The 26,917-nt window shown below is 61.4% G+C and carries 14 protein-coding genes; 5 read left to right on the top strand and 9 right to left on the bottom strand.

From position 1 onward, the window contains the following. Position 1: 1 nt before the first annotated feature. Both B5G09_RS00645 and B5G09_RS00640 read right to left on the bottom strand, forming a co-directional pair. On the bottom strand, positions 2–3,157 hold the full coding sequence (locus B5G09_RS00645) for a TonB-dependent receptor (RefSeq protein WP_087403612.1): 3,156 nt from the start codon (positions 3,155–3,157) through the stop codon (positions 2–4). Positions 3,158–3,190: 33 nt separating this feature from the next. After that, positions 3,191–6,142 (bottom strand): chondroitinase family polysaccharide lyase, encoded by a 2,952-nt coding sequence (locus B5G09_RS00640; RefSeq protein ID WP_087403611.1) that lies wholly within the window; start codon positions 6,140–6,142, stop codon positions 3,191–3,193. Between the two features lie 242 nt (positions 6,143–6,384). Here B5G09_RS00640 and B5G09_RS00635 point away from each other — a divergent pair, with 242 nt between their 5' ends. Genes B5G09_RS00635 through B5G09_RS00615 form a run of 5 tightly spaced genes read left to right on the top strand, consistent with a single transcriptional unit; the run spans position 6,385 to position 17,111 of the window. Continuing rightward, a complete protein-coding gene (locus B5G09_RS00635) occupies positions 6,385–7,599 on the top strand; it encodes a glycoside hydrolase family 88 protein (RefSeq protein ID WP_087308930.1) in 1,215 nt (404 codons plus the stop codon). 19 nt (positions 7,600–7,618) lie between these two features. Further along, on the top strand, positions 7,619–10,651 hold the full coding sequence (locus B5G09_RS00630) for a chondroitinase family polysaccharide lyase (RefSeq protein ID WP_087403610.1): 3,033 nt from the start codon (positions 7,619–7,621) through the stop codon (positions 10,649–10,651). A gap of 7 nt (positions 10,652–10,658) precedes the next feature. Further along, on the top strand, positions 10,659–12,200 hold the full coding sequence (locus tag B5G09_RS00625; protein WP_087403609.1) for a sulfatase: 1,542 nt from the start codon (positions 10,659–10,661) through the stop codon (positions 12,198–12,200). A gap of 13 nt (positions 12,201–12,213) precedes the next feature. Beyond that, positions 12,214–14,778 carry a DUF4955 domain-containing protein gene (locus B5G09_RS00620; RefSeq protein WP_241147517.1) on the top strand — a complete coding sequence of 855 codons (2,565 nt, stop codon included), beginning with the start codon at positions 12,214–12,216 and terminating at the stop codon, positions 14,776–14,778. Positions 14,779–14,798: 20 nt separating this feature from the next. Continuing rightward, the gene (locus tag B5G09_RS00615) at positions 14,799–17,111 is read left to right on the top strand and encodes a PL29 family lyase N-terminal domain-containing protein (RefSeq protein ID WP_087403608.1); all 2,313 of its coding nucleotides are present in this window, start codon (positions 14,799–14,801) and stop codon (positions 17,109–17,111) included. Between the two features lie 256 nt (positions 17,112–17,367). On the opposite strand, the gene B5G09_RS00610 is transcribed toward B5G09_RS00615, so the two are convergent. From B5G09_RS00610 to ilvD, 7 genes are all read right to left on the bottom strand, one after another. Continuing rightward, positions 17,368–18,333, bottom strand: a complete 966-nt coding sequence (locus B5G09_RS00610; RefSeq protein WP_087403607.1) for a type I phosphomannose isomerase catalytic subunit — start codon at positions 18,331–18,333, stop codon at positions 17,368–17,370. A 4-nt stretch (positions 18,334–18,337) separates the two neighbouring features. Next, complete coding sequence (locus tag B5G09_RS00605; protein WP_087403606.1) at positions 18,338–19,444, bottom strand: ROK family protein; 1,107 nt, start codon at positions 19,442–19,444, stop codon at positions 18,338–18,340. Positions 19,445–19,627: 183 nt separating this feature from the next. Beyond that, positions 19,628–21,304: an asparagine synthase B gene (gene asnB, locus B5G09_RS00600; RefSeq protein ID WP_087308936.1), complete on the bottom strand. Its 1,677-nt coding sequence runs from the start codon at positions 21,302–21,304 to the stop codon at positions 19,628–19,630. Between the two features lie 36 nt (positions 21,305–21,340). Beyond that, on the bottom strand, positions 21,341–22,387 hold the full coding sequence (gene ilvC, locus B5G09_RS00595) for a ketol-acid reductoisomerase (RefSeq protein WP_087403605.1): 1,047 nt from the start codon (positions 22,385–22,387) through the stop codon (positions 21,341–21,343). An 80-nt stretch (positions 22,388–22,467) separates the two neighbouring features. After that, positions 22,468–23,019, bottom strand: a complete 552-nt coding sequence (gene ilvN, locus B5G09_RS00590; protein WP_087403604.1) for an acetolactate synthase small subunit — start codon at positions 23,017–23,019, stop codon at positions 22,468–22,470. Positions 23,020–23,032: 13 nt separating this feature from the next. Next, a complete protein-coding gene (gene ilvB / locus B5G09_RS00585) occupies positions 23,033–24,760 on the bottom strand; it encodes a biosynthetic-type acetolactate synthase large subunit (protein WP_087403603.1) in 1,728 nt (575 codons plus the stop codon). 43 nt (positions 24,761–24,803) lie between these two features. Beyond that, positions 24,804–26,627, bottom strand: a complete 1,824-nt coding sequence (gene ilvD, locus B5G09_RS00580; RefSeq protein WP_087403602.1) for a dihydroxy-acid dehydratase — start codon at positions 26,625–26,627, stop codon at positions 24,804–24,806. Positions 26,628–26,917 lie beyond the last annotated feature (290 nt).

Raw genomic sequence — 26,917 nt, 5'->3', positions numbered from 1 at the left:
GTTAGAACGTGATGTTTACACCGGCCGTGAACCCGTAGGCACGGGGATAGGCCGACCAGTCGAACCCGGGTGTAAGCACCGAGTTGCGGGTCGAGACCTCGGGGTCGGGACCGCTGTAGTTGGTCCAGGTCCAGATGTTGTCGGCCGAGACGTAGAGGCGCAGCGAGCTGATGCCGGCCTTGCGCAGCTGGCGGCTCGGGATGGTGTATCCGAGCGAGACGTTTTTCAGCCGCAGGAACGAACCGTCCTCGATCACGCGCGACGAATACTCCTCGCTGCCCGTAGCGGCTGCGCGCGGAGTGTCGGAGGTCGGGTTCGACGGAGTCCAGCGGTTGGCATACGAGGCCAGCTGGTTGGTCTGGGATTTCCAGCCCGACTCGAAGATCAGCCGGTTGGCGTTGAGAATGTCGTTGCCGTAGCTCCACGAGAAGAAGATGTTCAGGTCGAAGTTCTTCCAGGTGAAGTTGTTGCTGAAGCCGCCCGTATGGAGGGGCTGGCCGCAACCGATGATCGTACGGTCGTAGTCGTCGATCTTTCCGTCGCCGTTCATGTCGCGGTATTTCATGTCGCCGGGCTGCATCTTGTTGCCCTTGTAGGCGGGGATACCGCTCTTCAGATTGCCGGCGGCGTCGAAATCCTCGGGCTTGTAGGTTCCGTCGTAGATGAAGCCGTACATCATGCCCGTGGGTTTGTTCACCTGCGAGATGTAGGGGAACTGCGAGTTGAAGTGGGTCTCCCAGGTGACGGAGGTCTGCAGCGTGTTCTGGTTGTCGACCAGCGCCAGGATGCGGTTGCGGTTGAAGGCGATGTTGAACGAGGTCGACCACTGGAACTGACGCGTCTTGATGTTGACCGTTTCGAGCGTGAACTCGAATCCGCGGTTGCGGATCTTGCCGATGTTGAGCATGCCCTGTTCGTAGCCGCTCGTGGCGGGCAGCAGGGCGTAGAGCAGCAGGTCGCGCGTCACCTTGTCATACCAGTCGGCCGTCACTTTGAGGCGGTTGTCGAAGAATCCCAGGTCGATGCCGACGTTCCACTGCGCGGTGGTCTCCCACTTGAGGCGGTCGTTGGCCATGTTCGAGAAGTAGTAGCCCGGGACGCGCTTGCCGTCGAAGACGTAGTCGAACGAATCGCCCGAACCCGGCGTGACGGTGATCTGCGAATAGAAGTCGTAGGGGGTCTGGGTGCGGTTGTTACCCGTCAGACCCCACGAGAAGCGGAGTTTTCCGTTCGTGAGCCAGTCGGATTTCTTGAAGAGGTTCTCGCGGTTGAAGTTCCACGAGGCGCCCACCGAGGGGAAGTAGCCCCAGCGGTTGCCGGCGGGGAATTTCGACGATCCGTCGGCGCGGAACGAGAAGGTCAGATAGTACTTGTAGCGGAAGTTGTAGTTCGCGCGCAGGAACATCGACATCATCCGCCAGTCGTAGTAGTTGCTCGGCACGCTCTGATAGCTTCCGGTGTAGATGCCGGCGATGCCGAGCTCCTCGGAGGTGATCTGCGTCGAGGAGATTCCCTCGTAGGTGTTGTTCTGCCCCTGCAGCGAGAGTCCGACCATCATGTCGACGTTGTGGTTGCGGCCGAAGCGGCGCTTGTAGTTGAGCGTGTTTTCATTCGTCCAGCTGGTCTGGTCGGTCCAGTAGATGGCTCCGTTGACCCCCTTTCCGCTCGGCGAGCCGGGGTATCCCGTGTAGGTCTCCGTGCCGTTGAACTCTTCGCGGCGGCGCTTGTTGAGCACATAGCCGCCCGTGGTCTTGAAGGTCAGCTCGGGGGTGATCTTCCACGTCAGGGCGATGTTCGAGTTGAGGTAGTCGACCAGCGTCTTGCGGTACTCGTTCTGAGCGGTCTTGACCGGGTTGAAGCGGTAGTCGTTCGACCCGTCGACCGACTCGTCGATGATCGTGTTGAGCAGATCCTGCCCGGGCTTGCCTACGGGACGGTAGCCCCAGACCGAATACATCAGCCAGCCCGACGACGAGGAGGTCGTTTCGGCCGTGGTGGGGTTCACGCCGTTGGTGGCCGTGCGCGAGTAGTTGACGTTGGCGTTCAGCGAGAGTTTCTTGGTGATCGGGAGCGTGAAGTTGGCCTTGCCCTGATAGCGCTGGAAGTTCGAGCGGATGATGATACCGTCCTGGTCCAGGGCCGAGAATCCGACATTGTAGCGCAGACCCTCCTTGGTTCCGCCCGAGAGCGAGACGTTGTAGTTCTGCTGGAAGGCCGTGCGGTAGAGTTCGTCCTGCCAGTCGATGCCGGGGATGTTGCGGTAGTCGTCGAGGGTGAGGTTGCGGCCCAGCTCCTCGCTGTAGCTGTAGTAGGAGCTCTCCATCGAGGTGGGGCTGACCAGCTCGTTCTGCAGGCGGACGAACTCGTAGCCGTCCATCAGGTCGATCTTGTTGGCGATGTGGCTCATCGAGAACGAGGCGCTGAAGTTGACGGTGGGTTTGCCCTCCTTGCCGCGTTTGGTGTTGATGACGATGACGCCGTTGGCGCCGCGCGCACCGTAGATGGCCGTTGCGGAGGCATCCTTCAGCACGTCGATCGACTCGATGTCGGCGGGGTTGATCGACGTGGCGAACGACCCTTCGGAGGGGAATCCGTCGATGATGTAGAGCGGGGCGTTGCTCTGCGTGAGGGAGTTGTTTCCGCGGATGGTGATGTTGGCCTCGGCGCCCAGCGAACCGTCGCCCGTGGTGACGACCACGCCGGCGATGCGTCCGCCCAGGGCCTGGTCGAAGCTCGTGACGTTGGCCTTCATCATGGTACCCAGGTCGGCCTTGGCCACCGAACCCGTCAGGTCACGGCGCGTGGTGGTGCCGTAACCGATGTTGACGATCTCGACGGCCCCCAGCTGTGTGGCCTCTTCCGTCATCTTGACGTTGATGGCCGTTCGTTTGCCGACCATCTCCTCGACGGTCGTATATCCGAGGTAGGAAAAGACCAGCGTCTGGTTTTCGGCGACCTTGATCGCGTAGTTTCCGTCGACGCCGGTGGTGGTGCCGGTGGTGGTCCCTTTGACCACGACGTTGACACCGATCAACGGGACGTTGTTCGAGTCGACCACTCGTCCGACCACGTTGTTCTGTGCGAAAGCCTCACCGCTCAGCAGGATCGACAGGGTCAGCAGACACGCTGCGGCCGTTCGTTTGAGTGCTTTTTTCATAAATGATTCTGGTAGGTTGTGGGGTAAATGGGGTTATTTCTTCTTCAGGTGGAACTCCACGGGCTGCCCGTGCCGGCAGGTGACCTTGAGCCGGGTGGCGTCGGCCTCGGGGGTCAATTCGACGCCGGCGGCCGGAGCCGTGAGTTCCCAGGTCCCGCTCAGCAGCAGCTGCTTTTCGATGGGCTGGCTCTCCTGACGCGTGGTGTAGCTCTTTTCGGTGATTCCCAGATCGGGCGTGCAGACGCTCATGACGACCTCGCCTTCGGGCGTCGTGCGCTCCATGACGATCGTCTGGTCGGTCACCTCGCGGAGCAGACCGTCGCCCCGGTACTCCTCGAAGCAGACATATCCGGTGATTCCCGTCTGCAGGTCCTTCACCACGTGGGCCGCATTGTCTTTTCGCAGCACCTCGTATTCGTCCTTCTTGAGCAGGCGGTTGATCTCCTTGTTCGAGGGCTGGATGTAGACGACGTATTCGTATCCGGCCTGTTTCGGGGCGCGGCCGTGGTCGATCCATGCCGAGGCGAAGTCGCCGGTCTGCATGGCGTGTGTCTTGTCGTTGGGCGAGGACTGCTCCTGCTTGGCGATGTTCAGCACGGCGACGTCCTTCACCACGTAGAAGTTGCCCTTCGTGTCGGAGATCACCACGCGCTCACCGCTCTTCGAGAGTTGGAGCGGGAAGGTGTCGTAGATCTGGCCGTCGACCTCCAGCGCTTCGCCGCGATCCTCCATGTTGAGCTGGAAGAGGGTGGTTTCGGTGGGGTACGACGTATTGTTGTTGTCGATGCCGCTGCCGAGGAAGACCATCCGGTTGTCGAAGCAGAAGACGGTCTTGTAGGCCGTGGCGCCGGGGGTGAAGTTCTTGCGGTTGCCCTCCGTGAGATGCAGTACCAGAATACCGTTTTGCCCCTCGAGCGACGAGGCGCCCGAGAACCGGTTGGGGTTGCGCTCCATGAGCGTGCCGGGGAGCGGGCTGTTCAGTTCGGCCCACGGCAGGTGGATGGTGGTGGCGCCGGGCACGCGGTTCCAGTCCCAGCCCTCCTGTTTGAATCCGCTGTCGAAGGCCGTCACGGGGTTGCCCGAGCCGATGATCGGCGCCGTGCCGTAGCTCTGGTAGCGGCCGTAGCGGTTGTCGCGGGTGTAGATCTCCGAGCCCCAGACATCCGTGTTGAAGGCCTTGAGGGTGACCATCCAGTCGGCGCGGCGGTGGATACCCAGGGCGCCGTAGTTGTAGACGAAGAAGCCCGAAGGGGTGGGCCCGGTCTCGATCCCCTCCTTCTTGAAGAGGCTGTTGAGCTCCTTGTCGGTGCCTTTCAGACGCAGGTAGGCGCCGGCCAGTTCCGGATCGACGGCCTTGCCGCTGCCGGTCAGGTCGCCCAGGGCGGCCAGATAGCCGAAGGCGTTGACATCGGCATCGGGGATGCGGCCGTTCTTGTTCAGCGGGTGACGGCCGGCGATGCCGATACCCCAGTCGCGCAGGTTGGTGTAGTTGGCCATGGTCATCAGCGCCAGCTTGAAGCACTTGCGGCCCTGTTCCGTGAGGTTGAATTCGGTGCCGCGGACCGCCTTGCAGTAGTACCCGATAGCGGCGAAGGCGCCGGTCGAGTAGGCGGGGTAGAGGCCGCCGTGGTGGAAGGTGGTGCCGTCGACCTTGATGCCGCCGATGGTGCCCGGGGTGAAGTCCAGACTCCCGGACAGCCAGCGCGAGAGCCCCTTCATGGCGCGCAGCTGTTCGGCTTCGGTGGGGAGCATCAGGGCGCTGATGAGCCGGGGCATGAGCAGCGTGTGCCACGAGTCGAGCAGCTCGTCACGTCCGTAGACATAGGGTTTGCGCGTCTCAGAGAGTCCGCTCCAATAGGCCAGCACGCGGACATACTCGTCGGTTTTGCCGCGCTGGGCGATGCGGTCGCGCATGAGCCACATGGCGTCGTAGATCTTGCGCACGTTGTAGCCGTAGTGGTGGTTCGTGCCGTTGCCGTGGCCGAAGGCGAAGCCCTGGTCGATGGCGTGGTCCATGACCAGGAAGAAGTCGTCCTCGTATTTCGGATCGTTGTTGATGTAGCTGTTCAGGGCGAAGGCGTTGAGCATGTTCTCGATGTCGTCCAGACGCAGTTCGCCCTTCGTGCGGTTGCACTCGTCGTTCGAGAGCAGCGGGGCGCCGATGATTCCGCCGTCGTCGGTGCGGTGGATTCCGGCGGCCGCGAAGGTCTTCAGCGCACGCGGGATGATCGTGCCGTTGATGTAGTTGGCGCTCGACATGTTGGCCTCGACGATCGAGGTGATGCGCGACTTGATCAGATCGAGCTCCTGCTTCTCTTCGGGGGTGAGTTCGTGCAGCGGCTCGTCGTACGTGTACTGCTCCCACTCCCAGAGGCGGGCCCAGTGCCAGAGCGAACGCTTGAGGTTGCAGTTGTTGTTGGGGATCTGCTGGTCGGGGGTGATCTGGTCGTGGAGTTTGGTCTCGGCGAAGGTCAGGCGGTCGAGGAAGAGTTCGCCGCTCGTGACGCCCTCGGGGGTGGAGATCACCATGCGCGAGATCTGCTGCGAGGAGTGGTCGCCGGGCATGTCGCCGTACTTGATCCAGCAGGCGCGCCATCCGGTGAAATCGAGGTGAAAATCAAAGTAATAGGGGGTTTCGCCCGTCGGGGTTTCGAAGGCGAAGTGCAGATCGGCATCGACGGCCCGGGGGTTGTAGATCCAGAGCATGATGCCGGCTTTCTTGACGCGGAACGAGCGCATGAGCTGTCCGAAATCGTTGTACTGGAGCGTCGAGGGGGCGGTCCAGCTCCAGAGCATCGACTGCTGTCCGTCCTTGAAGTGCTTCGTGCTGGGGGTGAGGGTGCTGTTGTCTCCGGCGACGAAGGCCTTGGGGATTCCCGTTTCGAAATTGATTTTTGCATCAATGGCGGCGTGGACGGGGAGGCTCCCGAGGATGGTTGTAAGCGTCAAAACGGCTGATAATCCGTATAATAAGGTCTTTTTCATGCGATTCAATTTGTTCAAAAATAACGAAAGAATCCGTTCTGCCCAAATTTGAGGCAGAGAAAATGACAAAAAATTACGTAGTATTGGAAAAAAATGTTAAAAAATAGGGTAAGTCTGGAAATTATTTTATCTTTGTGCACAAAGTGCGGTTGGGTTAGTGAAAAAATAATGGAATGGAGCGGGTTGATAAATCTGTCTTCCATACAAATGTGTAACTTTATATAATCGGTAAATTCGAATTTATGACTGTTATTTCAAGATGCGCGGCAGCCGCGCTGCTTGCCGGAGGAGTCATCGCCTGCACGCAGGCCCCGAAGACAACCTCGATCATCGACGACAACGTGGCCGTAGCCAAACAACAGCTCGCCATGCTGGCCGATTCGAGCGAAACGGGCGGCGTGATCCGCATCCCCTCGACCTACAAGAACGGACGCATCGACTATGTGCCGACGGATGACTGGGTGAGCGGCTTCTTTGCCGGTTCGCTCTGGTACATGTACGAACTCACGGGCGATGAGGCGTGGGCCGACCGGGCACGCAGGCATACCGAGATCCTCGACTCGATCCAGTATCTGCAGTGGCACCACGACGTGGGCTTCATGATCTACGACAGCTACGGAAACGGCCTTCGGCTGAAGAATATCCCCGGATACAAGGAGGTGATCGTGCAGACGGCCCGGTCGCTGGCGACGCGTTTCCGCGAGGTGCCGGGCGTCATCCAGTCGTGGGATGCCGACCGCGGCTGGCAGGGCGAGCGGGGCTGGCAGTGCCCGGTGATCATCGACAACATGATGAACCTCGAGCTGATGTTCAAGGCCACGGAGTTCTCGGGTGACAGTACCTTTTATAATATAGCGGTGAGCCATGCCGACCGCACGATGAAGGAGCACTTCCGCGACGACTACAGCTGCTACCACGTGGTGGACTACGATCTGACGGACGGTCACGTCCGGGGACGCTGCACGGCGCAGGGCTATGCCGATGAGTCGGCCTGGGCGCGCGGACAGGCGTGGGCCGTCTACGGTTATACGACCTGCTACCGCTATACGGGCGACAAGCGCTATCTGGACCACGCGGAGAAGGTGGCCTCGTTCGTGCTCAACGACAAGAATATGCCCGAGGATCTGGTTCCCTACTGGGACTACGACGCGCCGAACATCCCGAACGAGCCGCGCGATGCCTCGACGGCCGCCATTCTGGCTTCGGCCTTCTACGAGATGTACACCTATACGAACAACGCCCTCTACAAGGAGAAGGCCGACCGGATGATCGAGTCGCTCTCGTCGCCGGCCTACCGGGCTCCGGTGGGAGAGAACGGCGGCTTCCTGCTGATGCACTCGGTGGGCAGCATCCCGCACGGCAGCAACATCGACGTGCCGCTGAACTACGCCGACTACTACTTCCTCGAGGCGCTGATCCGCAAGGGTCACGTCGAGGCGGGCGAACCGCTGTTCTGATGCGAAAGGAGGTGGGCGCATGCGCAGGGTGATTCTTCTTGCCGCGGCCATTGTCTGGTCGCTGACCCTCTCGGCCCAATCGGCCGGGGAGGTGGCCGACGCGCGGATTCTCTCGTTCGAGGAGTCTGCGGCGCCGCTGGTGGCCGGACGCGGTTCGACGCTCTCCCTCTCCGCGGAGCACTACAAGTTGGGCAGCCATTCGGCCTGCTGGCAGTGGTCGCAGCGCGGTGCGCAGCTGCGTATCGACGCACCGATCGGTTATCTGTCCGAGAATCCCAATCCGCGCGAAACCTCCGTCTCGACCTTCGTCTTCTGGGTCTACGCCCCGGAGGCTGTCGAGGGGAGTCTGCGCTTCGAGTTCCGCAAGCAGGGACGTACCTGCGCATGGTTCGACTACGGACTGGGATTTACGGGCTGGCGCGGGGCCTGGGTAGCTTTCGACCGCGACATGCAGGGCCGGCCCGAAGAGGGAATGGATCAACTGGTCGTGACGGTCGAGGGGGCCCGGCGGGGCAAACTCTTCCTCGACCACTGGATCCTCTCCTCGTTCCAGGACGTACGGCACCATACGGCCGACTTCCAGGCGCCGTTCATCAATGCCGGTACGACGAACCACTGGCTGGTGCTGTTGGAGTCGTGGCGCCATCCGATGCCGGAGGCTCCGGAGTCAATCGACGAGGCGACCGTCCGCGACATGGCGACGGTCGGGGAGCGTCTGCGCGAACTGCTTCTCGAGGGAAAGAAACCTCTGCCGCTGGAGACCCTGCGCCGGCACTTCGAACAATACGGTATCCGCGAGAATGCGGACGGTACGCTGTGCGGCAAACCGATCTGGTTCGTGCGTTATGCCGAGACCTATATCAATCTGGGCCACCCGGACGTGGCGAAACTCTACGCGGCGAACGATCAGCTGCTGCGCGGCTACAACGACTTTCTGCTGCAGATTGCCGTGACGCATGAAACATCCGCCGATCCGGCCGAACGGGCCGAACTGGAGCGGATGTATCTGCTGTTGACGCGCCATCTGCTGGATCAGGGCTTTGCGGCGGGGAGTGCCCAGGGCACGCTCCACCACCTGGGCTACAGCATGCGCAACTTCTATACGGCGCCGGTCCTCATGCGTGACGTACTGCGCCGCGCCGGGCTGGCGGACGACGTGCAGCAGGCCATGGAGTGGTTCTCGGGGGTCGGAGAGGTGAAACTCCCTCCCGCGAAGCCGGGCATGGATATCGACGCCTTCAATACGTCGCTGATCGGCCGTCTGGCGAGCATCGTGATGCTGCCCGACACACCGCGGAAGGCGGCCTATCTGGAGGCCTTCTCGCGCTGGGTCGACAACGGCTACAAGATTACCGAGGGGACGAGCCCCTGCTTCAAGAGCGACGGCACGGTCTTCCACCACCGCCACCACTATCCGGCCTATGCCGTCGACGGCTTCAGCGGCGGGGCGGTCAATGCCGTGTGGCTGTTGTCGAAGACGCGCTTTGCCGTGAGTCGGGAGAGCCACGAGATTCTGAAACGGGCGCTGCTGGAGATGCGCTTCTACTGCAACCTGCGGTCGTTCCCGCTGGCCCTGTCGGGACGTCATCCCGACGGGAAGGGGGCGCTGGTTCCGTGGCACTACGCGCGGCTGGCCGTGGCCGGCTCGCCCGACGGCCGGGAGCCGATCGACTCGGACCTGGCGGCGGCCTATCTGCGTCTGAATCCGGCGGCGGACTCCTACGCCCGTCTTTTCGTAGAGCAGGGCTTTACGGCCGAACCGTCGCCCGAAGGGACGCACGTCTACGGCTACAATGCATCGCTGTCGCACCGGCGTGGTGACTGGCTCGTCACGGTGGCCGGCCACAGCCGTTACCTGTGGGCGGCGGAGATCTACCAGGGGGCCAACCACTACGGGCGTTACCTGACGTACGGAAGCCTGCAGCTGTTGGGCGACGGCGATCCGGTGAGTGCCTTCGGCAGCGGTTTCCGCCAGGAGGGGTGGGACTGGTGCCACATCCCCGGAACGACGGCCCTCGAGATTCCGATGGAGCAGATGAAGGCCGATATCCGCAACGTCGACACCTTCTCGGGCTACGAGGAGATGCTCCTGTCGGACGAGGCGTTTGTCGGCGGCGTGAGCCACGGGGGACGCGACGGCCTCTTTGCCATGAAACTCCACGACCACGACAAGTACAACGGTTCGCTGCGTGCCCGGAAGACGTTCTTCCTCTTCGACAACCGCATCGTCTGCCTGGGGTCCGACATCGAGAACCGCGCCGACGGAGGCGTCCATACGACGCTGTTCCAGAACTGGCTGGCGGATCCGGCCGGGGCGATCGAGGTCAACGGCGAACGGATCACGGACTTCCCTTACGAGACAACCCTCTCCGGGGGGGCCGTTCTGCGCGACAATCTGCGCAACCTCTATATCGTTCCGCAGGGGCGGGTCTGCGTCGGGAAACGCCACCAGCATTCGCTGCACGAGGAGACCGACGCCCCGACCGAGAACGACTTTGCCACGGCGTGGATCGACCACGGACGCGGTGCGGTCGACGGCTGTGGATACGAATACCTGATGGTGGTCCATGCGTCGGATGACGAGGCGGCCCGTTATGCCGGGGAACTTCCCTACGAGGTGCTGCGGTGCGATTCGACGGCCCATATCGTGCACGACCGGCCGACGGATATCGTCGGCTATGCGCTCTTCCGGGGCGGCGAGGTCGGCGAAGGATTGTTGGAACGGGTTTCGATGCCGTCGCTGGTGATGATCGGCGGCGGGGAGGAGTCGCTGACGGTCAGTGTGTCCGATCCCGACCTGCGCTTCTACGAGGGGCCGAGCGACGAGGTGTTCGATGCCGACGGCAAGCGCGTCGAGCGGAGCATCTATTCGCGCGAGTGGATCGACAACCCCTCGGGCGAATCCCTTCTGGAGGTGACGCTCCGGGGGCGTTGGGCGCTGAAGGAGGCGGACAAAGGGTGCCGGGCCGAGATCGACGGCGATCGTACGGTGGTGACCTTTGCGTGCCGCGAGGGGGCGACGCGTGAGGTGACGCTCAAATCCATGAATTAGTTGAAAAATGATGCAAGTCCGAAGAATACTTCCGTTTGCGGGGTTAGCCCTGACGGCCTGTACGGGGACGCCGGAGACCGAGCGCCCCAATGTGATCTATGTTTTCCCGGATCAGTACCGCAACTCCTCGCTGGGGTTCTGGTCCGATCCGGAATTTGCCGCGCAGGTGAACTGGTGCGGCGATCCGGTCTCGACGCCCAACCTCGACCGCTTTGCGCGCGAGGCCACGGTGCTGAGCGAGGCGGTGAGCAACTGCCCGCTGAGCAGTCCCCACCGCGGCATGCTCCTTTCGGGGATGTATCCCGAGCGGAGCGGCGTGGTGCTGAACTGCATGTCGGAGCGGCCGGAGAGTTCGCTGCGCGAGGATGCCGAGTGTATCGGCGATGTCTTCTCGGCGGCGGGCTACGACTGCGCCTACATCGGCAAGCTGCACGTCGACTTTCCGACACGCAACAACCCCCAGCGTCCGGGGACCTACGTGAGCGACGCCGTGCCGGAGTGGGATGCCTATACGCCTCCCGAGCGGCGCCACGGTTTCAACTACTGGTATTCGTACGGCACCTACGACGTCCACAAGCATCCCCACTACTGGGATACGGAGGGACGCCGGCACGATGTCGACGAGTGGTCGCCGCAGCACGAGGTGACGAAGGCGATCGAGTACATTGAAAACCGGGATTCCCGGCGGGATTCCCGAAAGCCCTTCTTTCTGATGATGGGCATCAATCCGCCCCATTCGCCCTACGCCTCGACGGAGGATTGCGACCTGGAGGGGTATGAACTCTACCGCGACAAGTCGCTCACCGAGCTGCTGGTGCGGCCGAATGCCGATACGACGATGGCCAAGGCTGCGGCCGCCCGCTACTACTTTGCCAACGTGAGCGGCATCGACCGCGAATTCGGACGGTTGCTCCGGGCTTTGGACGATGCCGGTCTGACCGACCATACGATCGTCGTCTTCGCCTCGGACCACGGCGAGACGATGACCAGCCACTCGACCAACGATCCGAAGAATTCAATCTGGCGCGAGTCGCTGAACATCCCCTTCCTGGTGCGCTATCCGGGGCATGTTCCCCACCGGGTGGATGATCTGCTGCTCTCGACGCCCGATATCATGCCGACGCTGCTCGGACTGGCGGGGCTTGCCGACCGCATCCCGGCGAGTGTCGAGGGACGCGACTTTTCGGCCCTGCTGCGTCAGGATGCCGTGCAGCCCGAACGTCCGCGTGCGGCGCTCTATCTGCGCAACCTCGACGGCGAGCGCGATTCCGCGGGGATGGTCCGCGGCTTCTTCCCCGAGGCCCGGGGGCTGAAGACCGCCACCCATACGATGGAACTGGCGATCGATCGCAGCGGGACGTTGAAACGGGTGCTGTTGTACGACGACGTGCGGGATCCCTACCAGATGCAGCCGCTTGATCCCGAGGCATACCCCGAGCTCTTCGCCTCGCTGTGCGGCGAACTGGCCGTGCTGCTTCGCGAGAACGACGACGTCTGGTATCGGGAGCGCGTGTTGGCGGAGTGGATCCCTTATGATAAGGAAAACTAAATTGAAGATGTCTATGAATAAACTTTTTTTATGGATTGCGGCGCTTTCGGCCTTTGCGCTGCAGTCGTGTCAGAAGGACGACGGGATCCGCGAGGAGATCGACTCGCTGCGGGACCGTGTGGCGGCTCTGGAGACGAAGGTCGGAGAGGTGAATGCCGGCATCGAGGCCTTGCATGCCATGATGGATGCATCACTGGTCATCGTCGGCGTGACGCCCGCCGAGAGCGGCGAGGGCTATCTGATCGAGTTCAGCGACGGCACCCGATATCCGGTCATCAATGCCGTGGAGATCGAAGGTGCGGTTACGCCCCTGATGGGAATCGACCAACAGGGTTACTGGACCATCAGCCTCGACGGCGGCAAAACCGCCACGCAGATCAAATCCAACGGAGCACCGGTATCGGCGTGGCCCGTAGCCGGTGGTGAGCAACAGGAGAATGCCGAGGGGGTAACGCCCCGACTGCGGGTTTCGTCCGACGGTATGTGGGAGGTGAGCCTCGACGGCGGATCCTCGTGGGAAGCGCTTCTGCAGGATGGCCAGCCGGTCGAAGCCCTGGGTGACCACGTCGGTTACAGCAACAGTTTCCGGTCGGTGAGCTACGACGAGGCTGACAAGGTGTTGGTGGTCGAGATGCTGGGATCGGGCGAGGTGTTGCGTCTTCCGGTCTTCGATGGTTTCGACCTGACGATTGCGGCCGGAGAGACGGAACCCTTCTACCTGGGGGAGACGCGCGAGTTCGAGGTCGTGCAGACGAATGTGGCCGAGGCCCAGATCCGTCCCCTGAAGGGCTGGAGTGCCGAACTCGGGGAGACGACGCTGCGGATTACGGCACCGTCCGAGGCGCAGGCACAGGCGGAATTTACGCTTTCGATCGTCATCACCTCGAAGGAGGGCTATCTGAAGATCGTGCCGCTGAAACTGACACTCATTAATGAAACGATGTATGCCAACGCCTGCGAGGCGTGGCGAAATTTTGAGGCCGGAACTGCGAAGAACGTACTGCTCGATTTCTCGTATGCCGGTTACAAACACGGCGAAGTGGCTCCTCCCGATGTCTGGGGGCTGGGCTACAAGGTCTACAACGTGCTTGACTACGGACTGGATCCGACAGGGCGGACCTCCTCGCGTCAGGCCTTTGTCGAACTGTTGTCCTCGCTGAAACTCACCGGTCAGAATGACCAGGGTAAGAACCAGGCCAATGCGTCAGCCAATGCGATCATCTACTTCCCCGAGGGCGACTATGTGCTCCACAACGAGGAGGACAATACGCCGATCGGCGCGGATCAGTACACGAGTTCGGATATCATCATCCGTGGGGGCAATTTCGTCCTCAAGGGAGCCGGGCGCGACAAGACGCGGCTGATCATGGATGCCGAGAACTGGCCGAGCAATCCGGCCAACATGTGGACATCACCCGTGATGCTCAACATCAAGCACAATTCGGGTACGTCGCTGATTTCGGAGGTGACGGCGGATGCTCCGGCGGGCTCCTTCTCCGTCGAGGTGAGCGGAACCACCGGGGTGAAGACCGGCGACTGGGTACTGCTCAAACTCGAGGACTCTTCGCCCGAACTTGTGGCCCAGGAGCTGGCGCCCTATGCAGTGGAGGGAGATATGGAGGATATCAAGACCATCCATATCGAGGACTATCACCAGGTCAGGTCGGTCCGCGGCAATACGGTGACCTTTTACGAACCGCTGTTGTATGCCGTCGAGTCGAAATGGAACTGGACACTGAACAAGTATAACCACTACGAGAACATAGGTGTCGAGGATCTCACGTTCGTGGGCCATGCCAAAGAGCAGTTCGGCCATCATGCCGACTGGCGCGACGACGGTGCCTACAAACCGCTCAACATGATGCGTTTGACCAATTCGTGGGTGCGTCGGGTCGATTTTCAGGATGTCAGCGAGGCTCTGTCGATCGTCTCGAGCGCCAACTGTTCGGCCTACGATATCCGGATTACGGGCAACCGCGGCCACTCGGCCGTTCGTTCGCAGGGCTCGTCGCGCGTCTTTATCGGCAAGATCATCGACCAGACGAGCGGCTACGAATGTGTCACCTCGAGCGGAGCTCCGGGCAGCACCTTCCTGCAGAATGCCGGCCAGTATCACGCCTCGGGTGTCTCGAACCCGGCGTTGGGCACCGTGTTGTGGAACAATACGTGGGGAACTGATGCGATGTTCGAGTCGCACTCCAAGCAGCCGCGGGCCACGCTGGTTGACCGTTGTACGGGAGGTTTCGTGCAGTGGCGCTTCGGCGGCGACAACAAGAACGTCCCCAACCACCTGCGCGATCTGACGATCTGGAATCTCAATGCCACGAACACCAAGCATGATTTCAGCGGAGTCTTCCGCTGGTGGCTGACGAACGATCCGTGGTGGAAGACGCTGCCTCCGATCATTGTGGGCTTCCATGGTGCGCAGGTCAACTTCTCCGAGGAGGACGAGCAAGGCAACCGACAGCTCGAATACCTCGAGAGCAACGGACAGGCCGTCGAGCCGCAGTCGCTCTACGAAGCACAGTTGCGCAAGCGTCTGGGATATGTTCCCGGCTGGCTGAACTCCCTGAAATAAAAAACAATACACGATAAATTATGAAAAAGTATCTGATTTTGTTATTCGTCGCGGCGGCTGCGGTCTTTCAGTCGTGCGACAACAACGACGACCTGTGGGATGCGATCGACGATCTGAAGGGCCGGGTTCAGGCCCTCGAGACGCAGGTCAATGCCTTGAACGGCAATATCGAGGCGCTGGGAAAACTCTACCAGGGTTCGGAGATCTCCTCGGTGAAGAACGAGAACGGCAAGTGCACGATCACGCTGACCAACGGCGACGTTCTGACGCTTGTCAGCGATATCGACGCGCTGGTTCCCGTGGTGTCGATCGATGCGTCGGGCAACTGGCAGTATACGATCGGTGACGGAGAGCCGGTTTCGTTGGGGGTGAAGGCCGAAGCCGAGGATGGCAAGACGCCGACGTTCCAGGTCAGTGATGCGGGTATCTGGCAGATCGATCTGGGCGACGGCCAGGGTTGGCGCGACGTGACCTATGCAAACGGGCAGCCGGTCAGCGCCATCACGGATACGCCGACCGAGGACAAGTTCTTCCAGACGGTCGAGGTCGTGGGCGATTCGCTGCACATCGTGATGAAGGGCGGCGAGGAGCTGCAGATCCCGATTGTCGAGGATTTCTTCTGCCGGATCGTCACCACGTCGGAGGGCGTGCAGACGTTCGGAGCCGGCGAGACGAAGCGTTACGTCGTGGAGATCCGCGGTGTGGAGACGACGATGGTGACCTACCCCGAGGGTTGGACGGCGCATCTGACCGAGCCGGCCAGCGAGCAGGCCGAACTGGTGGTGACGGCTCCGGTTCCCGGAGCGTCGACGCTCGGTACGCGGGCCACAGCCAACTCGTCGCAGGATGTGGCCATTCTCGCCACGACGGGCAAATATTCCTGCATTTCGAAGATTCAGGTCGAGAGTACGGGTCAGGAGGTGGAGGCCCCGACCATTTCGGTCGCACTCTCCGCAACGACTCTTCCGACCGAGTCGACGCTGACCTTCGAAGCACAGCTTTCGGCCAATGCCGACGGCTGGAAATATATATGTTTGGAATCTGAATCCGAGGCTCCGGAAGCAGCAAAGGTTTTTGCTGAGGGTACGGCTGTTTTGGGAACGAGTGTGACGGTCGAGGGGCTTAAGGCCGAGACTAAGTATACGATCTATGTAGTGGCCTACATGGGTGAGCAATACAGTGAGATTGCCACGGCTACGACTTCGACGATGGAGACCCCGGCCGATCCGAACGACTACTATGCTTCGGGTGTCGAGGTTAATGGCATATCTTATGACAAAAATAGCGAGGGTGCCAAGTTGTACACGGCGTCGGAGTCTGTTAGTTCGCTTTCCGGCGATAAAGAAACAAAGGTCTACTTCTTGGATGGTACCGAGGCTGATAATACCTTTATGAATCCGGCAACGATTTATCTGTCAGACCAATCAATTTTCATAGGTCGTAATAAACAGAAGAAGACGAAACTACAGATGAGTGGGCGTTTTGATATGCAAAACCGGAATGCAATTTTCGGATTTAAGAATCTGGAAATTGATATGACACAAGGCATGGATGACAACTGTTATATGGGTCTTACTGGTGAAGCAGGAGTTGGAGGTGCAAAAATACTTGTATTTGAGGACTGCGATATCACCATCGGGGCCAATAAGAATTTGTTAAGAACATTTAGCAATTCCCCGACCGACGGATATATCGAGCAGATTATATTCCGGAACTGCAAGATCGGAATCGATTTTACTCAGGCAAGTAGTACGTATGCATTTTTCCAAGTGGGAGAAGGACATCTGTCTACTGGTCTTACTGAATTCCGAAAAATTGTATTTGAGAACAATGTGATTTATGCTAAGGCTGGGACTGTCAAACCCGTATCGCTGTTCTATCATAAGTGGGTATCGGGATCATATACCTCAAACCTGTCGATTGAGTTTGTAAACAACTCGACGGGCGATATATTGGGGTATACCTCAGGACAACCGGGCCATGCGTTGTTTATTCTCGGAGGATGTGCAGAGGTTACATTCAGCAAGAATCTGATATACAGCACGCAGAAGCAGAATCCGAATGCAATAATCATTCTGGCAGGTGGCAGCTATCCGACAACCGTGAATTCTGCGGCTAATGACAATAGGTATTACAATACGAATACTACAAGTTCATATGCGTATAAGTTGTTCAGTACTGCTACCGGAAGTATTACAGCAGAGGCTCTACCTGGCGGGATGTCTAATGTGGTAATCTATAGAACTGATAATCTCATTGACAAGGTCGATCTTTCGACGGGAACTATTAAACCTACTGCGGACCATGCTGCTTACGGCTCCTCGCTCGAATAACGAAACACGTTGATACGAATAAAGGCTGCCCAAATGGGCAGCCTTTATTGTTTGTTTCGGAGGCGTGTTTTGGCGATCCTGGATTCCTGCTTTCGCGGAAATGATCCCTTTAAGAGGGGGGGATGTGCTGCTGAACCTTTAGCGGTTTCCGCAGCCTTTACCCGCATACGACTGTCGAGGCGCGGAACCGGATCGGAATCCCTTTGTGGATTCCTCCGCCCACAAAGCCCCTTTCTTAAAGGAGCCCTCCGCCGGGTCAGGCGATCCAGCTTGTGAGCAGCTTCATCGAACCCTCGGGCGTAAAGCGCAACGTGCATGTCGTGGCCGGCAACAGCACCGTTTCGCCCTGATGGACCGTCATCGTTTCGCCTCGGTCGTCGGTCAGCGTGCCGTGACCTTCGAGACACATGACGACGACGAACGAATCCAGCGTCGAGAGGTCGAGCGTCTGCTCGCGGGTCAGATCGAAGAGCGACGTGGTGAAGTAGGGGCACGAAACCAATTCGACGCGCGTATCGCGGGCCGGCGTATAGTGCGTGCGGTAGTCGGGCTGCACGGTGTAGTCGATGGCCTCCTTGGCCAGCTCGGTGTGCAGCTCGCGGGGTTTGCCGTCGGCCCCTACACGGCCGTAGTCGTAGATGCGGTAGGTGATGTTCGAGGTCTGCTGGATCTCGGCGATGAACGATCCGGCACCGATGGCGTGGACACGGCCGGCGGGCAGGAAGAAGACATCGCCCGGACGGATAGCGTAATCGGCCAGAATGTCCGTGATGGTGTGGTTCTCGACGCTGGCCTCATACTCTTCGGGGGTCACCTGCTTCGAGAAGCCCGAACGCAGATGGGCTCCGGGATCGGTGGCCACGACATACCACATTTCGGTCTTGCCCTTCGAGTGGTGGCGTTCCCAGGCCAGCTTGTCGTTGGGGTGTACCTGGATCGAGAGGTCCTGCCGGGCATCGATGAACTTGATCAGCAGCGGGAATTCGTTGCCGAAACGCTCGTAGTTGGCCTTGCCCAGCAGTGCGGCGCCGTGACGGGCCAGCAGATCCGGGAGTTTGGTACCGGCCTCGGGACCGTTCGCAACGACGGATTCGTTGCCTTCGACCCCCGAGAGTTCCCAGCTCTCACCGATGTTGTGTTGTTCGGTTTCGATCTGTTTGTAGGGGGCGATCTTCTCGCCGCCCCAGATCAGGGATTTCAGAATCGGTTGAAACTTGTACATGTCGTTATGCGTTTTGTGCATCGAGTTGACTCAGTGCGAAGGCGTAGGCGCCGACCGAGATGGCCTGGCTGGCGCCCAGTTTGGAGATCATCACGCCGATGCGTTTCTGCGGATCGTAAACCACGTAGCGGTCCGTGCCGTAGACCTGGAGCGTGCGCTGGTCGCCGCGGGCGAATTCGAGGAATTCGGCCTCGTTGTCCAGATCGTAGACCTTCATCTGTACGCGGTTGAGTTCGTTGCCGTTGAGCTGGTGGATCTTCGAGCGCAGTTCGTGCAGCAGGCTGGGCATGATCCACTTGCGGGCGGCGGTGATACCTCCGCCGATGACGATCAGACCGTCGATCAGCGTCACGGCCGTAGCCATGGCGTCGCCGGCCACCTCACCGAACTCGGCAAAGGCCTTGCGGGCCGCCTCCATGTCGCCCGGGCGGGTTCCGTCGGCGATTTCGCAGATCTCCTTGGGTTCGAAACCGTGGTCGGGGTTGCCGCTCAGTTCGCCGTAGACGCGTTTGATGGCGCGGACCGAGGCGCCGTCCTCGACGATGATGTCGGGGTATTTCTTGTGGCGCAGGCAGAAGGTCTCGACGCAGGAGTTGTCGCCGCGGTTGAGGCGGTTGTCGACGACGATGCCGATGCCGAGACCCGTTCCGAACGTATATCCCAGCAGGTTCTTGTAGCGTTTGGGGCTGTTGAGGGCCTCGAGACGGGCGTTGATCTGGGGCAGGGCGCCGCCCAGGGCCTCACCGTAGGCGAACAGGTCGCCGTCGTTGTTGATGAAGACCGGGATGCCGAACGTCGCCTCGAGGAAGGGGCCCAGCGCCACGCCGTCACGGAACGACGGGAAGTTGGGCAGATAACCGCCGATGATGCCGTTGGGGTAGTCGGCCGGGCCGGGGAAGGCGAAGCTGATGGCGACGGGTTTCTCCGCAAGCCGGTCGATGATCTGCCGGAATCCGTCGACCATCGTGGCCAGACACTGGTCCAGATTGTCGGCGTGCGAGGGCATGGTGATGGGTTCGACGATGAAGTGGTTGGCCTGCATGGCTCCGAAGACGAAGTTCGTGCCGCCGGCATCGAGGGTGATGACCACCCGGTTGTCATGATCGTACATATCAGGTAGAGTTTAGATTTTGCAGCGTTTTGTTCGACAAAGGTAGGAAAATTTGCCCGCACGGCCAAGCGGAAACCGACCGATCTGTCGAAAAGAGAGGCGTGCGGTTCCGGGTTCGGATAAAAAAAGAGGACCGCCGGCCATCGGGCCGGCGATCCTCTCGTTGTGTCTGGGATCGGGGAATCAGATCTTGTGCGTGAGATCGGTGTTGTGTACGCCGAGCACGGCCCGGCCCGAGGGGTCGTTGCAGTTGGCGAACGATTGGTCCCAGACCAGCGCTTCGGCCGTGCTGCAGGCCACCGACGGGACGGAGGGCACCGTGGCGGCGGCGGTTTGTGAGGGGAAGTGCTCCTCGAAGATCGAGCGGTAGAAGTACTCCTCCTTGTTCTGCGGCGGGTTGATCGGGAAACGCTCGGCGGCGTGCTCCATTTCGCGGTCGGAGACCGCCTCGGAGGTGATGCGCTTGAGCGTGTCGATCCAGCTGTAACCCACGCCGTCGGAGAACTGCTCCTTCTGGCGCCAGACGATCTCCGCGGGGAGCATATCCTCGAAGGCCTTGCGCAGCACCCACTTTTCGATGCGACCCTGGCCGGCCATCTTGGCTGCGGGGTTGAGGCGCATGGCCACGTCGAGGAACTCCTTGTCGAGGAACGGCACGCGCCCCTCGACGCCCCACGCCGCCAGCGACTTGTTGGCCCGGAGGCAGTCGTAGAGATGCAGCCGGCCGAGCTTGCGCACGGTCTCCTCGTGGAAGGCCCGCGCATCGGGGGCCTTGTGGAAGTAGAGGTAGCCGCCGAAGATCTCGTCGGCCCCCTCGCCCGAGAGGACCATCTTGATGCCCATCGACTTGATGACGCGGGCCAGCAGATACATCGGGGTCGAGGCGCGGACCGTGGTCACGTCGTAGGTTTCGATGTAGTAGATCACGTCGCGGATGGCATCCAACCCCTCCTGGATCGTGTAGTGGATCTCGTGGTGGACGGTACCGATGTGGTCGGCGACCTTGCGGGCGGCGGCCAGGTCGGGCGAACCCTCGAGTCCCACGGCAAAGGAGTGCAACTGGGGCCACCAGGCCTCTTCGCGACCGCCGCTTTCGATGCGGCGGTCGGCGTACTTCTTGGCCACGGCCGAGATGATCGACGAGTCGAGACCTCCGGAGAGCAGCACGCCGTACGGCACGTCGGACATCAGCTGTCGGCGGACGGCCTCCTCGAGCGCCGTGCGGAGTTCGCCGATGTCGGCCGGATTATCCTTCACGGCGTCGTAGTCGAACCAGTCGCGGCGGTACCAGCGGACCATCTTGCCTTCACGCGACGACCAGTAGTGGCCGGGCAGGAAGGGCTGGATCGTTGTGCAGACCCCTTCGAGGGCCTTCAGCTCCGAGGCGACGTAGAACTGCTCGTCGCGGTCCCAGCCGATGTAGAGCGGAATGACGCCGATCGGATCGCGGGCGATGAGGTACTCGTCGTGCTCGATGTCGTAGAGGGCGAAGGCGAAGATGCCGCTGATCTTCTCGAGCAGTCCGAGTCCCATCTTCCGGTAGAGGGGCAGGATCACCTCGCAGTCCGAACCGGTCATGAAGTCGTACTCCGAGGCGAGTTCGGCGCGGATTTCGCGGTGATTGTAGATTTCGCCGTTGACGGCCAGCACGAGCTTTCCGTCGCGGCTGTACAGGGGTTGCCGGCCCGACTGGGGGTCGACGATCGAGAGGCGTTCATGCGCCAGAATCGCCCGCTCTCCGCAGTAGATCCCCGACCAGTCGGGGCCGCGGTGGCGAATCTGCTTCGACATTTTCAGCACCTGGGTGCGCAGCGCATCCGACTGCTGCCGGATGTCGAACAATCCTACGAATCCACACATGATAGTTCTTCGTTTTGGGTGTTTAGTCTATTGCAATCAGTTGTTTTCGGGGCGGAGTTTGCGGACGACGGCGCCGGCCTGCCACATCTCGCTTTCGCGCATCTGGCGCAGCTCTTCGTTGAGTTTCGTGCGGTAGTCGGGCTGGCTGTTGGCGTCGATCGAGATCTGGGCCTCGTTGCCGCTGCGGACGCTCTCGTAGAGCTCCTCGAAGACAGGCTTCGTGGCGTCGCGGAAACGCTTCCACCAATCCAGCGCACCGCGCTGGGCCGTGGTCGAGCAGTTGGCATACATCCAGTCCATGCCGTTTTCGGCCACCAGCGGCATAAGCGACTGCGTGAGCTCCTCGACGGTCTCGTTGAAGGCCTCCGAGGGGGTGTGACCGTGGGCGCGCAGCGTGTCATACTGGGCGGCGAAGATCCCCTGGATGGCACCCATCAGCGTGCCGCGCTCGCCCGTGAGGTCGGAGTAGACCTCGCGCTGGAAATCGGTCTCGAACAGATAGCCCGAACCGACGCCGATACCGAGGGCGATGACGCGCTCCATGGCGCGCCCCGTGGCATCCTGGAAGACGGCGTAGCTCGAGTTCAGACCGCGGCCCTGGAGGAACATCCGCCGCAGCGAGGTGCCCGAACCCTTGGGGGCGATCAGGATGACGTCGACGTCGGCCGGCGGGATGATTCCCGTGCGGTCCTTGTAGGTGATGCCGAAGCCGTGCGAGAAGTAGAGGGCCTTGCCCGGCGTGAGGTGCTTCCTGATGGTGGGCCAGACGGCGATCTGTCCGGCATCCGAGAGCAGGTACTGGATGATCGTACCGCGCTGGGCAGCCTCCTCGATCTCGAAGAGCGTCTCGCCCGGCACCCATCCGTCGGCCAGGGCCTTGTCCCAGCTCTTCGAGCCCTTGCGCTGTCCGACGATCACGCGGAAGCCGTTGTCGCGCAGGTTGAGCGATTGTCCGGGGCCCTGCACGCCGTAGCCGATGACGGCGATGGTTTCGTCCTTCAGGGTTTCGAGAGCCTTCTTCAGCGGAAACTCTTCGCGGGTTACGACGTTCTCCTCGACGCCGCCGAAATTGATCTTTGCCATAGTTTTTTTATTGTTTTGGTTTGTTGAACTGTTTTTCAGATTGGGTTTTGCGGGTCATGCCGGCCCGTCTCATCGTCTTTTCAGGCATTGCACGGTTCGGACTGTGGCTGTCGGCGCATCTTTTCGAGCTCCTCGAGGTATTCGTTCAGCAGTTCGCGCCGCGACTTGATGACCGCCACCGTGCCGCTGCGTACGAACTGCTGGACGCCGTAGGGCTGCAGCAGGCGGAACAGCTGCTGGGTCTCCTCCTTGTGGCCGGTCTTTTCGACGACGATGTAGTCGGTGTCGACCTCCAGGATGCGGACGTTGTGGCGCCGGACGAGCTGTTCGACGCTGTTGCTGCGCGTCACCTTGTAGAGGGCGATCTCCTGCTGGACGACCTCTTCGGGCCGATAGACGAAGGCCTTCAGTACGTCGATCTTCTTCTCGATCTGCCGCACGACCTTCTCCACGGTTTCGGGCGCCGTGCGCACGACGATCGTGAACTTGTGAATGCCGGGCAGGGCCGACTCCGAGGTGGTCAGGCTCTCGATGTTGACGTTGCGGCAGGTGAAGACCGTGGTGATCTGGCTCAGCAGACCGACCTTGTTTTCCGAAAATACGGTGATGATGTATTCCTGTTCCGTTCCCATGTTCCGATACGGTTTATTCGAGACGGATCTCCGCAGCGGGGGCTCCGGCGGGGACCATCGGGAAGACGTTTTCCTGGTTTTCGACGCAGACCTCCAGCAGATAGGCTTCCTGCGAGGCTTTCATTTCGGCCACGGCGTCGGCGAGCTCTTCGCGGCTCTCGACGCGACGGTAGCCGAGGCCGTTGGCGCGGGCGATCATCCCGAAGTCGGGGTTCGTGAGTTCGGTGAACGAGTAGCGCGAGTCGTAGAAGAGCTCCTGCCACTGGCGGACCATGCCGAGGAACGAGTTGTTCAGCAGGACGATCTTCACCGGGACCTTCGACTGGAAGATCGTTCCCAGCTCCTGAATGGTCATCTGCAGCCCGCCGTCGCCGACGAATAGCACCACGTCGCGCTCCGGGGCGCCCAGTTTGGCACCGATGGCGGCCGGCAGCCCGAAGCCCATCGTCCCGAGGCCGCCCGAGGTGACGAGGCTGCGCGTGTGGCGGAATCCGAAGTAGCGTGCGGCGAACATCTGCTGCTGTCCGACGTCGGTGACCACCACGGCGTCGTTCGCGTAGGCGCGGGCCACCGTATCGACCGCCTCGCCCATGTGGATCCTTCCGCCCGCCGGGTGAAGGGCCTTGTCGATGACACGTTCGCGCTCGATGCGGTCGCAGACGCGGAATCCCTCGATCCACGCGCTGTGGTCGCGGCTGTGGATGCGCTCGGTTAGCATCGGCAGCGTCTGCCGCACGTCGCCCGCCACGGGGACGTCGGCCGGGATGATCTTGCCGATTTCCGCGGGGTCGATCTCCAGATGGATGACGCGGGCATTCTCGGCGAAGTGGGCGGGCGAACCCGTCACGCGGTCGTCGAATCGCATCCCCACGGCGACGATCAGGTCACACTCGCGGTTGCGGATGTTGGGTCCGTAGTTGCCGTGCATGCCGAGCATGCCGACGTATTGCGGCGCGTCGGTCGGCACGGCCGACAGCCCGAGCAGCGTTGAGGCCACGGGCATGCCGCTCTTTTCGAGGAAGGCGCGCAACTGTGCCTCGGCGTTTCCGAGCAGGACGCCCTGTCCGACCATCACCAGCGGACGCTGTGCCTCGTCGATGAGCCGCGCCGCCTCGTCCAGCCGTGCGGGGTCGGGCTCCGAAACGGGGACGTAGCTGCGGATCGAGGTGACCCGTTCGTAGTGGAACGGCGCCACGCCGCACTGCGCATCCTTCGTGATGTCGACCACCACGGGCCCCGGACGCCCCGAACGGGCGACGAAAAAGGCCTTGGCGATGGCCGCCGGAATCTCCTCGGCGCGCTTGACCTGACAGTTCCACTTGGTGACGGCCTGCGTGATGCCGATGAAGTTGGTCTCCTGAAAGGCGTCGGTACCCAGCAGCGAGGAGCCGACCTGTCCGGTGATGAGCACGATCGGTGTGGAGTCCATCAGGGCGTCGGCCAGCCCCGTGACGGTGTTCGTGGCGCCGGGGCCCGAGGTGACCAGACAGACCCCCACGCGGCCGCTGACGCGGGCGTAGCCCTGCGCGGCGTGGACGGCACCCTGCTCGTGGCGCACCAGAATGTGGCGCAGCCGGTTGCGGTAGTCGTACAGGGCGTCGTAGACCGGGATGATGGCCCCGCCCGGGTAGCCGAACAGCGTGTCGACCCCTTCGATCAGAAACGATTCGAGCAGCGCCCGTGATCCGGTCATGCGGACCCCGTCGATGGTTTGTTGCGCTTCGTCGGATGAAGTATGCATGGCGTGAATGTTTTTCGTGGTCGGGTTTCCGTTTGTGAGCGGGTTACTCCTCATCGTCGAGGATCCGCACGGCGCCGCGGTCGGCCGAACTTACGAGCCGGGCGTAGGCCTGCAGCGATCGTGGAACCTGCCGGTTGCGGGCTGCCGGTCTGAATTGCCTCTGTGCGGCCATGCGGGCCGAGAGCTCCCGATCGTCGACGAGCAGGCGGATCGAACGCTTCGGAATGTCGATCTCGATCTCGTCGCCCGTGCGGACGACGGCGATCTCGCCTCCGGCGGCCGCCTCGGGAGAGACGTGTCCGATCGAGAGTCCCGACGTGCCGCCCGAGAAGCGCCCGTCGGTGATCAGCGCGCAGACCTTGTCCAGGTGCTTCGACTTGAGGTACGACGTCGGGTAGAGCATCTCCTGCATGCCGGGGCCGCCCTTGGGCCCTTCGTAGCGGATGACAACCACCTCGCCCGGTTGAACCTCGTCGTTGAGGATGCCGTGCATGGCCTGCTCCTGCGACTCGTAGACGCGGGCCCGGCCGCGGAAGACGAAGAGCCGCTCGTCGACGCCGGCCGTCTTGACGACGCACCCCGAGCGGGCGATGTTGCCCGTCAGTACGGCCAGCCCTCCGTCGCGGAAGTAGGCGTGGTCCAGATCGCGGATACAGCCTGCCGTGCGGTCCGTGTCGAGCTCCTCGTAGTAGCACTGCTGCGAGGCCATTTCGCGGCTGTAGTGACCGGCCGGGGCGCTCAGCGAACGGCGTCGGGCGGCATCCGCGGCTGTCGGACGGCGTACGTCCCCCGCGGCGATCGCCTCGCCCAGCGTGCGTCCGTCGACGCGCCAGACCGACGTGTCGAGCAGCCCGCCGCGGTCGAGTTCGCCCAGAATCGAGAGAATGCCGCCGGCACGGTTGACATCCTCGATGTGGTAGTGGGAGTTGGGGGCCACCTTGCAGAGGACGGGCACTCGCCGCGAGAGACGGTCGATGTCCTGCATCGTGAAGTCGACCTGCGCCTCATGGGCCACGGCCAGCAGGTGGAGCACCGTGTTGGTCGAACCGCCCATGGCGATGTCGAGCGACATGGCATTCTCGAAGGCGGCCTTCGTGGCGATCGAGCGGGGCAGGACGCGTTCGTCGCCCTCGAAGTAGTAACGCTCGGCGTTGCGGACGATCAGCGCTGCGGCATCCTCGAACAGCTGGCGGCGGTTGGCGTGTGTGGCGACGATCGTCCCGTTGCCGGGCAGCGAGAGCCCCAGCGCCTCGGTCAGGCAGTTCATCGAGTTGGCGGTGAACATCCCCGAGCAGGAGCCGCATCCGGGGCAGGCCGCGCGTTCGACGCGGGCGATCTCCTCGTCCGAGTATCTGGCGTCGGCCGACATGACCATGGCGTCGATCAGATCGAGCCGCCGGTCGTCGAGGCGTCCGGCCTCCATCGGGCCTCCCGAGACGAAGATCGTCGGCAGGTTGAGGCGCATGGCGGCCATCAGCATGCCGGGGGTGATCTTGTCGCAGTTCGAGATGCAGACCAGGGCGTCGATCTTGTGGGCGTTGGCCATGTACTCGACGCTGTCGGCGATGATCTCGCGCGAGGGCAGCGAGTAGAGCATGCCGTCGTGGCCCATGGCGATACCGTCGTCGATGGCGATGGTGTCGAATTCGGCGGCGAAGCAGCCGAGGCTTTCGATGCGTTGTTTGACCAGTTGGCCGACCTCGTGCAGGTGGACGTGCCCGGGGACGAACTGCGTGAAGGAGTTGGCGATGCCGATGACCGGACGTCCGAACTGCTCCTCGCGCATGCCGTTTGCGCGCCAGAGGCTGCGGGCTCCGGCCATGCGGCGCCCCGAGAGGGTAGCGGCGCTTCTGAGGGGGTGTTTCATCTGTTGGGATTCCATGTTTGCTTCGACTTTGGGGCTATGAAACGAAAGAACCTTTCTCCCGGCCGGGAGAAAGGTTCTCGTTATGCTTCGAACAGGTACGTCACCTTTCTCCCGTTATCAATTCGTTGACCACGAGCAGCACGTTAATGACGTTAATGACGACGATATTCGAATGGTTCAGGGCTTTCATGCCTTCGTTTCTGTTTCAGTTGTGAAGCAAAGATAGCAAACTCGGAGCGAAAGAGCAAGAAATTTCCTAAAAAAATTTAATAACATGGCAAATTGAAAGT

Origin of the sequence: Alistipes sp. An54 (assembly GCF_002159375.1) — a bacterium.
GTDB classification, from domain to species: Bacteria; Bacteroidota; Bacteroidia; order Bacteroidales; family Rikenellaceae; genus Alistipes; species Alistipes megaguti.
This window is presented reverse-complemented; position numbering and strand designations above follow the sequence as displayed.

Coding starts and splice junctions, on each gene's coding strand:
- B5G09_RS00610 (WP_087403607.1), bottom strand. CDS start 18,333: ATGTACAAGTTTCAACCGATTCTGAAATCCCTGATCTGGGGCGGCGAG.
- B5G09_RS00630 (WP_087403610.1), top strand. CDS start 7,619: ATGCGCAGGGTGATTCTTCTTGCCGCGGCCATTGTCTGGTCGCTGACC.
- B5G09_RS00625 (WP_087403609.1), top strand. CDS start 10,659: ATGATGCAAGTCCGAAGAATACTTCCGTTTGCGGGGTTAGCCCTGACG.
- B5G09_RS00635 (WP_087308930.1), top strand. CDS start 6,385: ATGACTGTTATTTCAAGATGCGCGGCAGCCGCGCTGCTTGCCGGAGGA.
- B5G09_RS00645 (WP_087403612.1), bottom strand. CDS start 3,157: ATGAAAAAAGCACTCAAACGAACGGCCGCAGCGTGTCTGCTGACCCTG.
- ilvN (WP_087403604.1), bottom strand. CDS start 23,019: ATGGGAACGGAACAGGAATACATCATCACCGTATTTTCGGAAAACAAG.
- B5G09_RS00615 (WP_087403608.1), top strand. CDS start 14,799: ATGAAAAAGTATCTGATTTTGTTATTCGTCGCGGCGGCTGCGGTCTTT.
- B5G09_RS00640 (WP_087403611.1), bottom strand. CDS start 6,142: ATGAAAAAGACCTTATTATACGGATTATCAGCCGTTTTGACGCTTACA.
- ilvB (WP_087403603.1), bottom strand. CDS start 24,760: ATGCATACTTCATCCGACGAAGCGCAACAAACCATCGACGGGGTCCGC.
- B5G09_RS00620 (WP_241147517.1), top strand. CDS start 12,214: ATGAATAAACTTTTTTTATGGATTGCGGCGCTTTCGGCCTTTGCGCTG.
- asnB (WP_087308936.1), bottom strand. CDS start 21,304: ATGTGTGGATTCGTAGGATTGTTCGACATCCGGCAGCAGTCGGATGCG.
- ilvD (WP_087403602.1), bottom strand. CDS start 26,627: ATGAAACACCCCCTCAGAAGCGCCGCTACCCTCTCGGGGCGCCGCATG.
- B5G09_RS00605 (WP_087403606.1), bottom strand. CDS start 19,444: ATGTACGATCATGACAACCGGGTGGTCATCACCCTCGATGCCGGCGGC.
- ilvC (WP_087403605.1), bottom strand. CDS start 22,387: ATGGCAAAGATCAATTTCGGCGGCGTCGAGGAGAACGTCGTAACCCGC.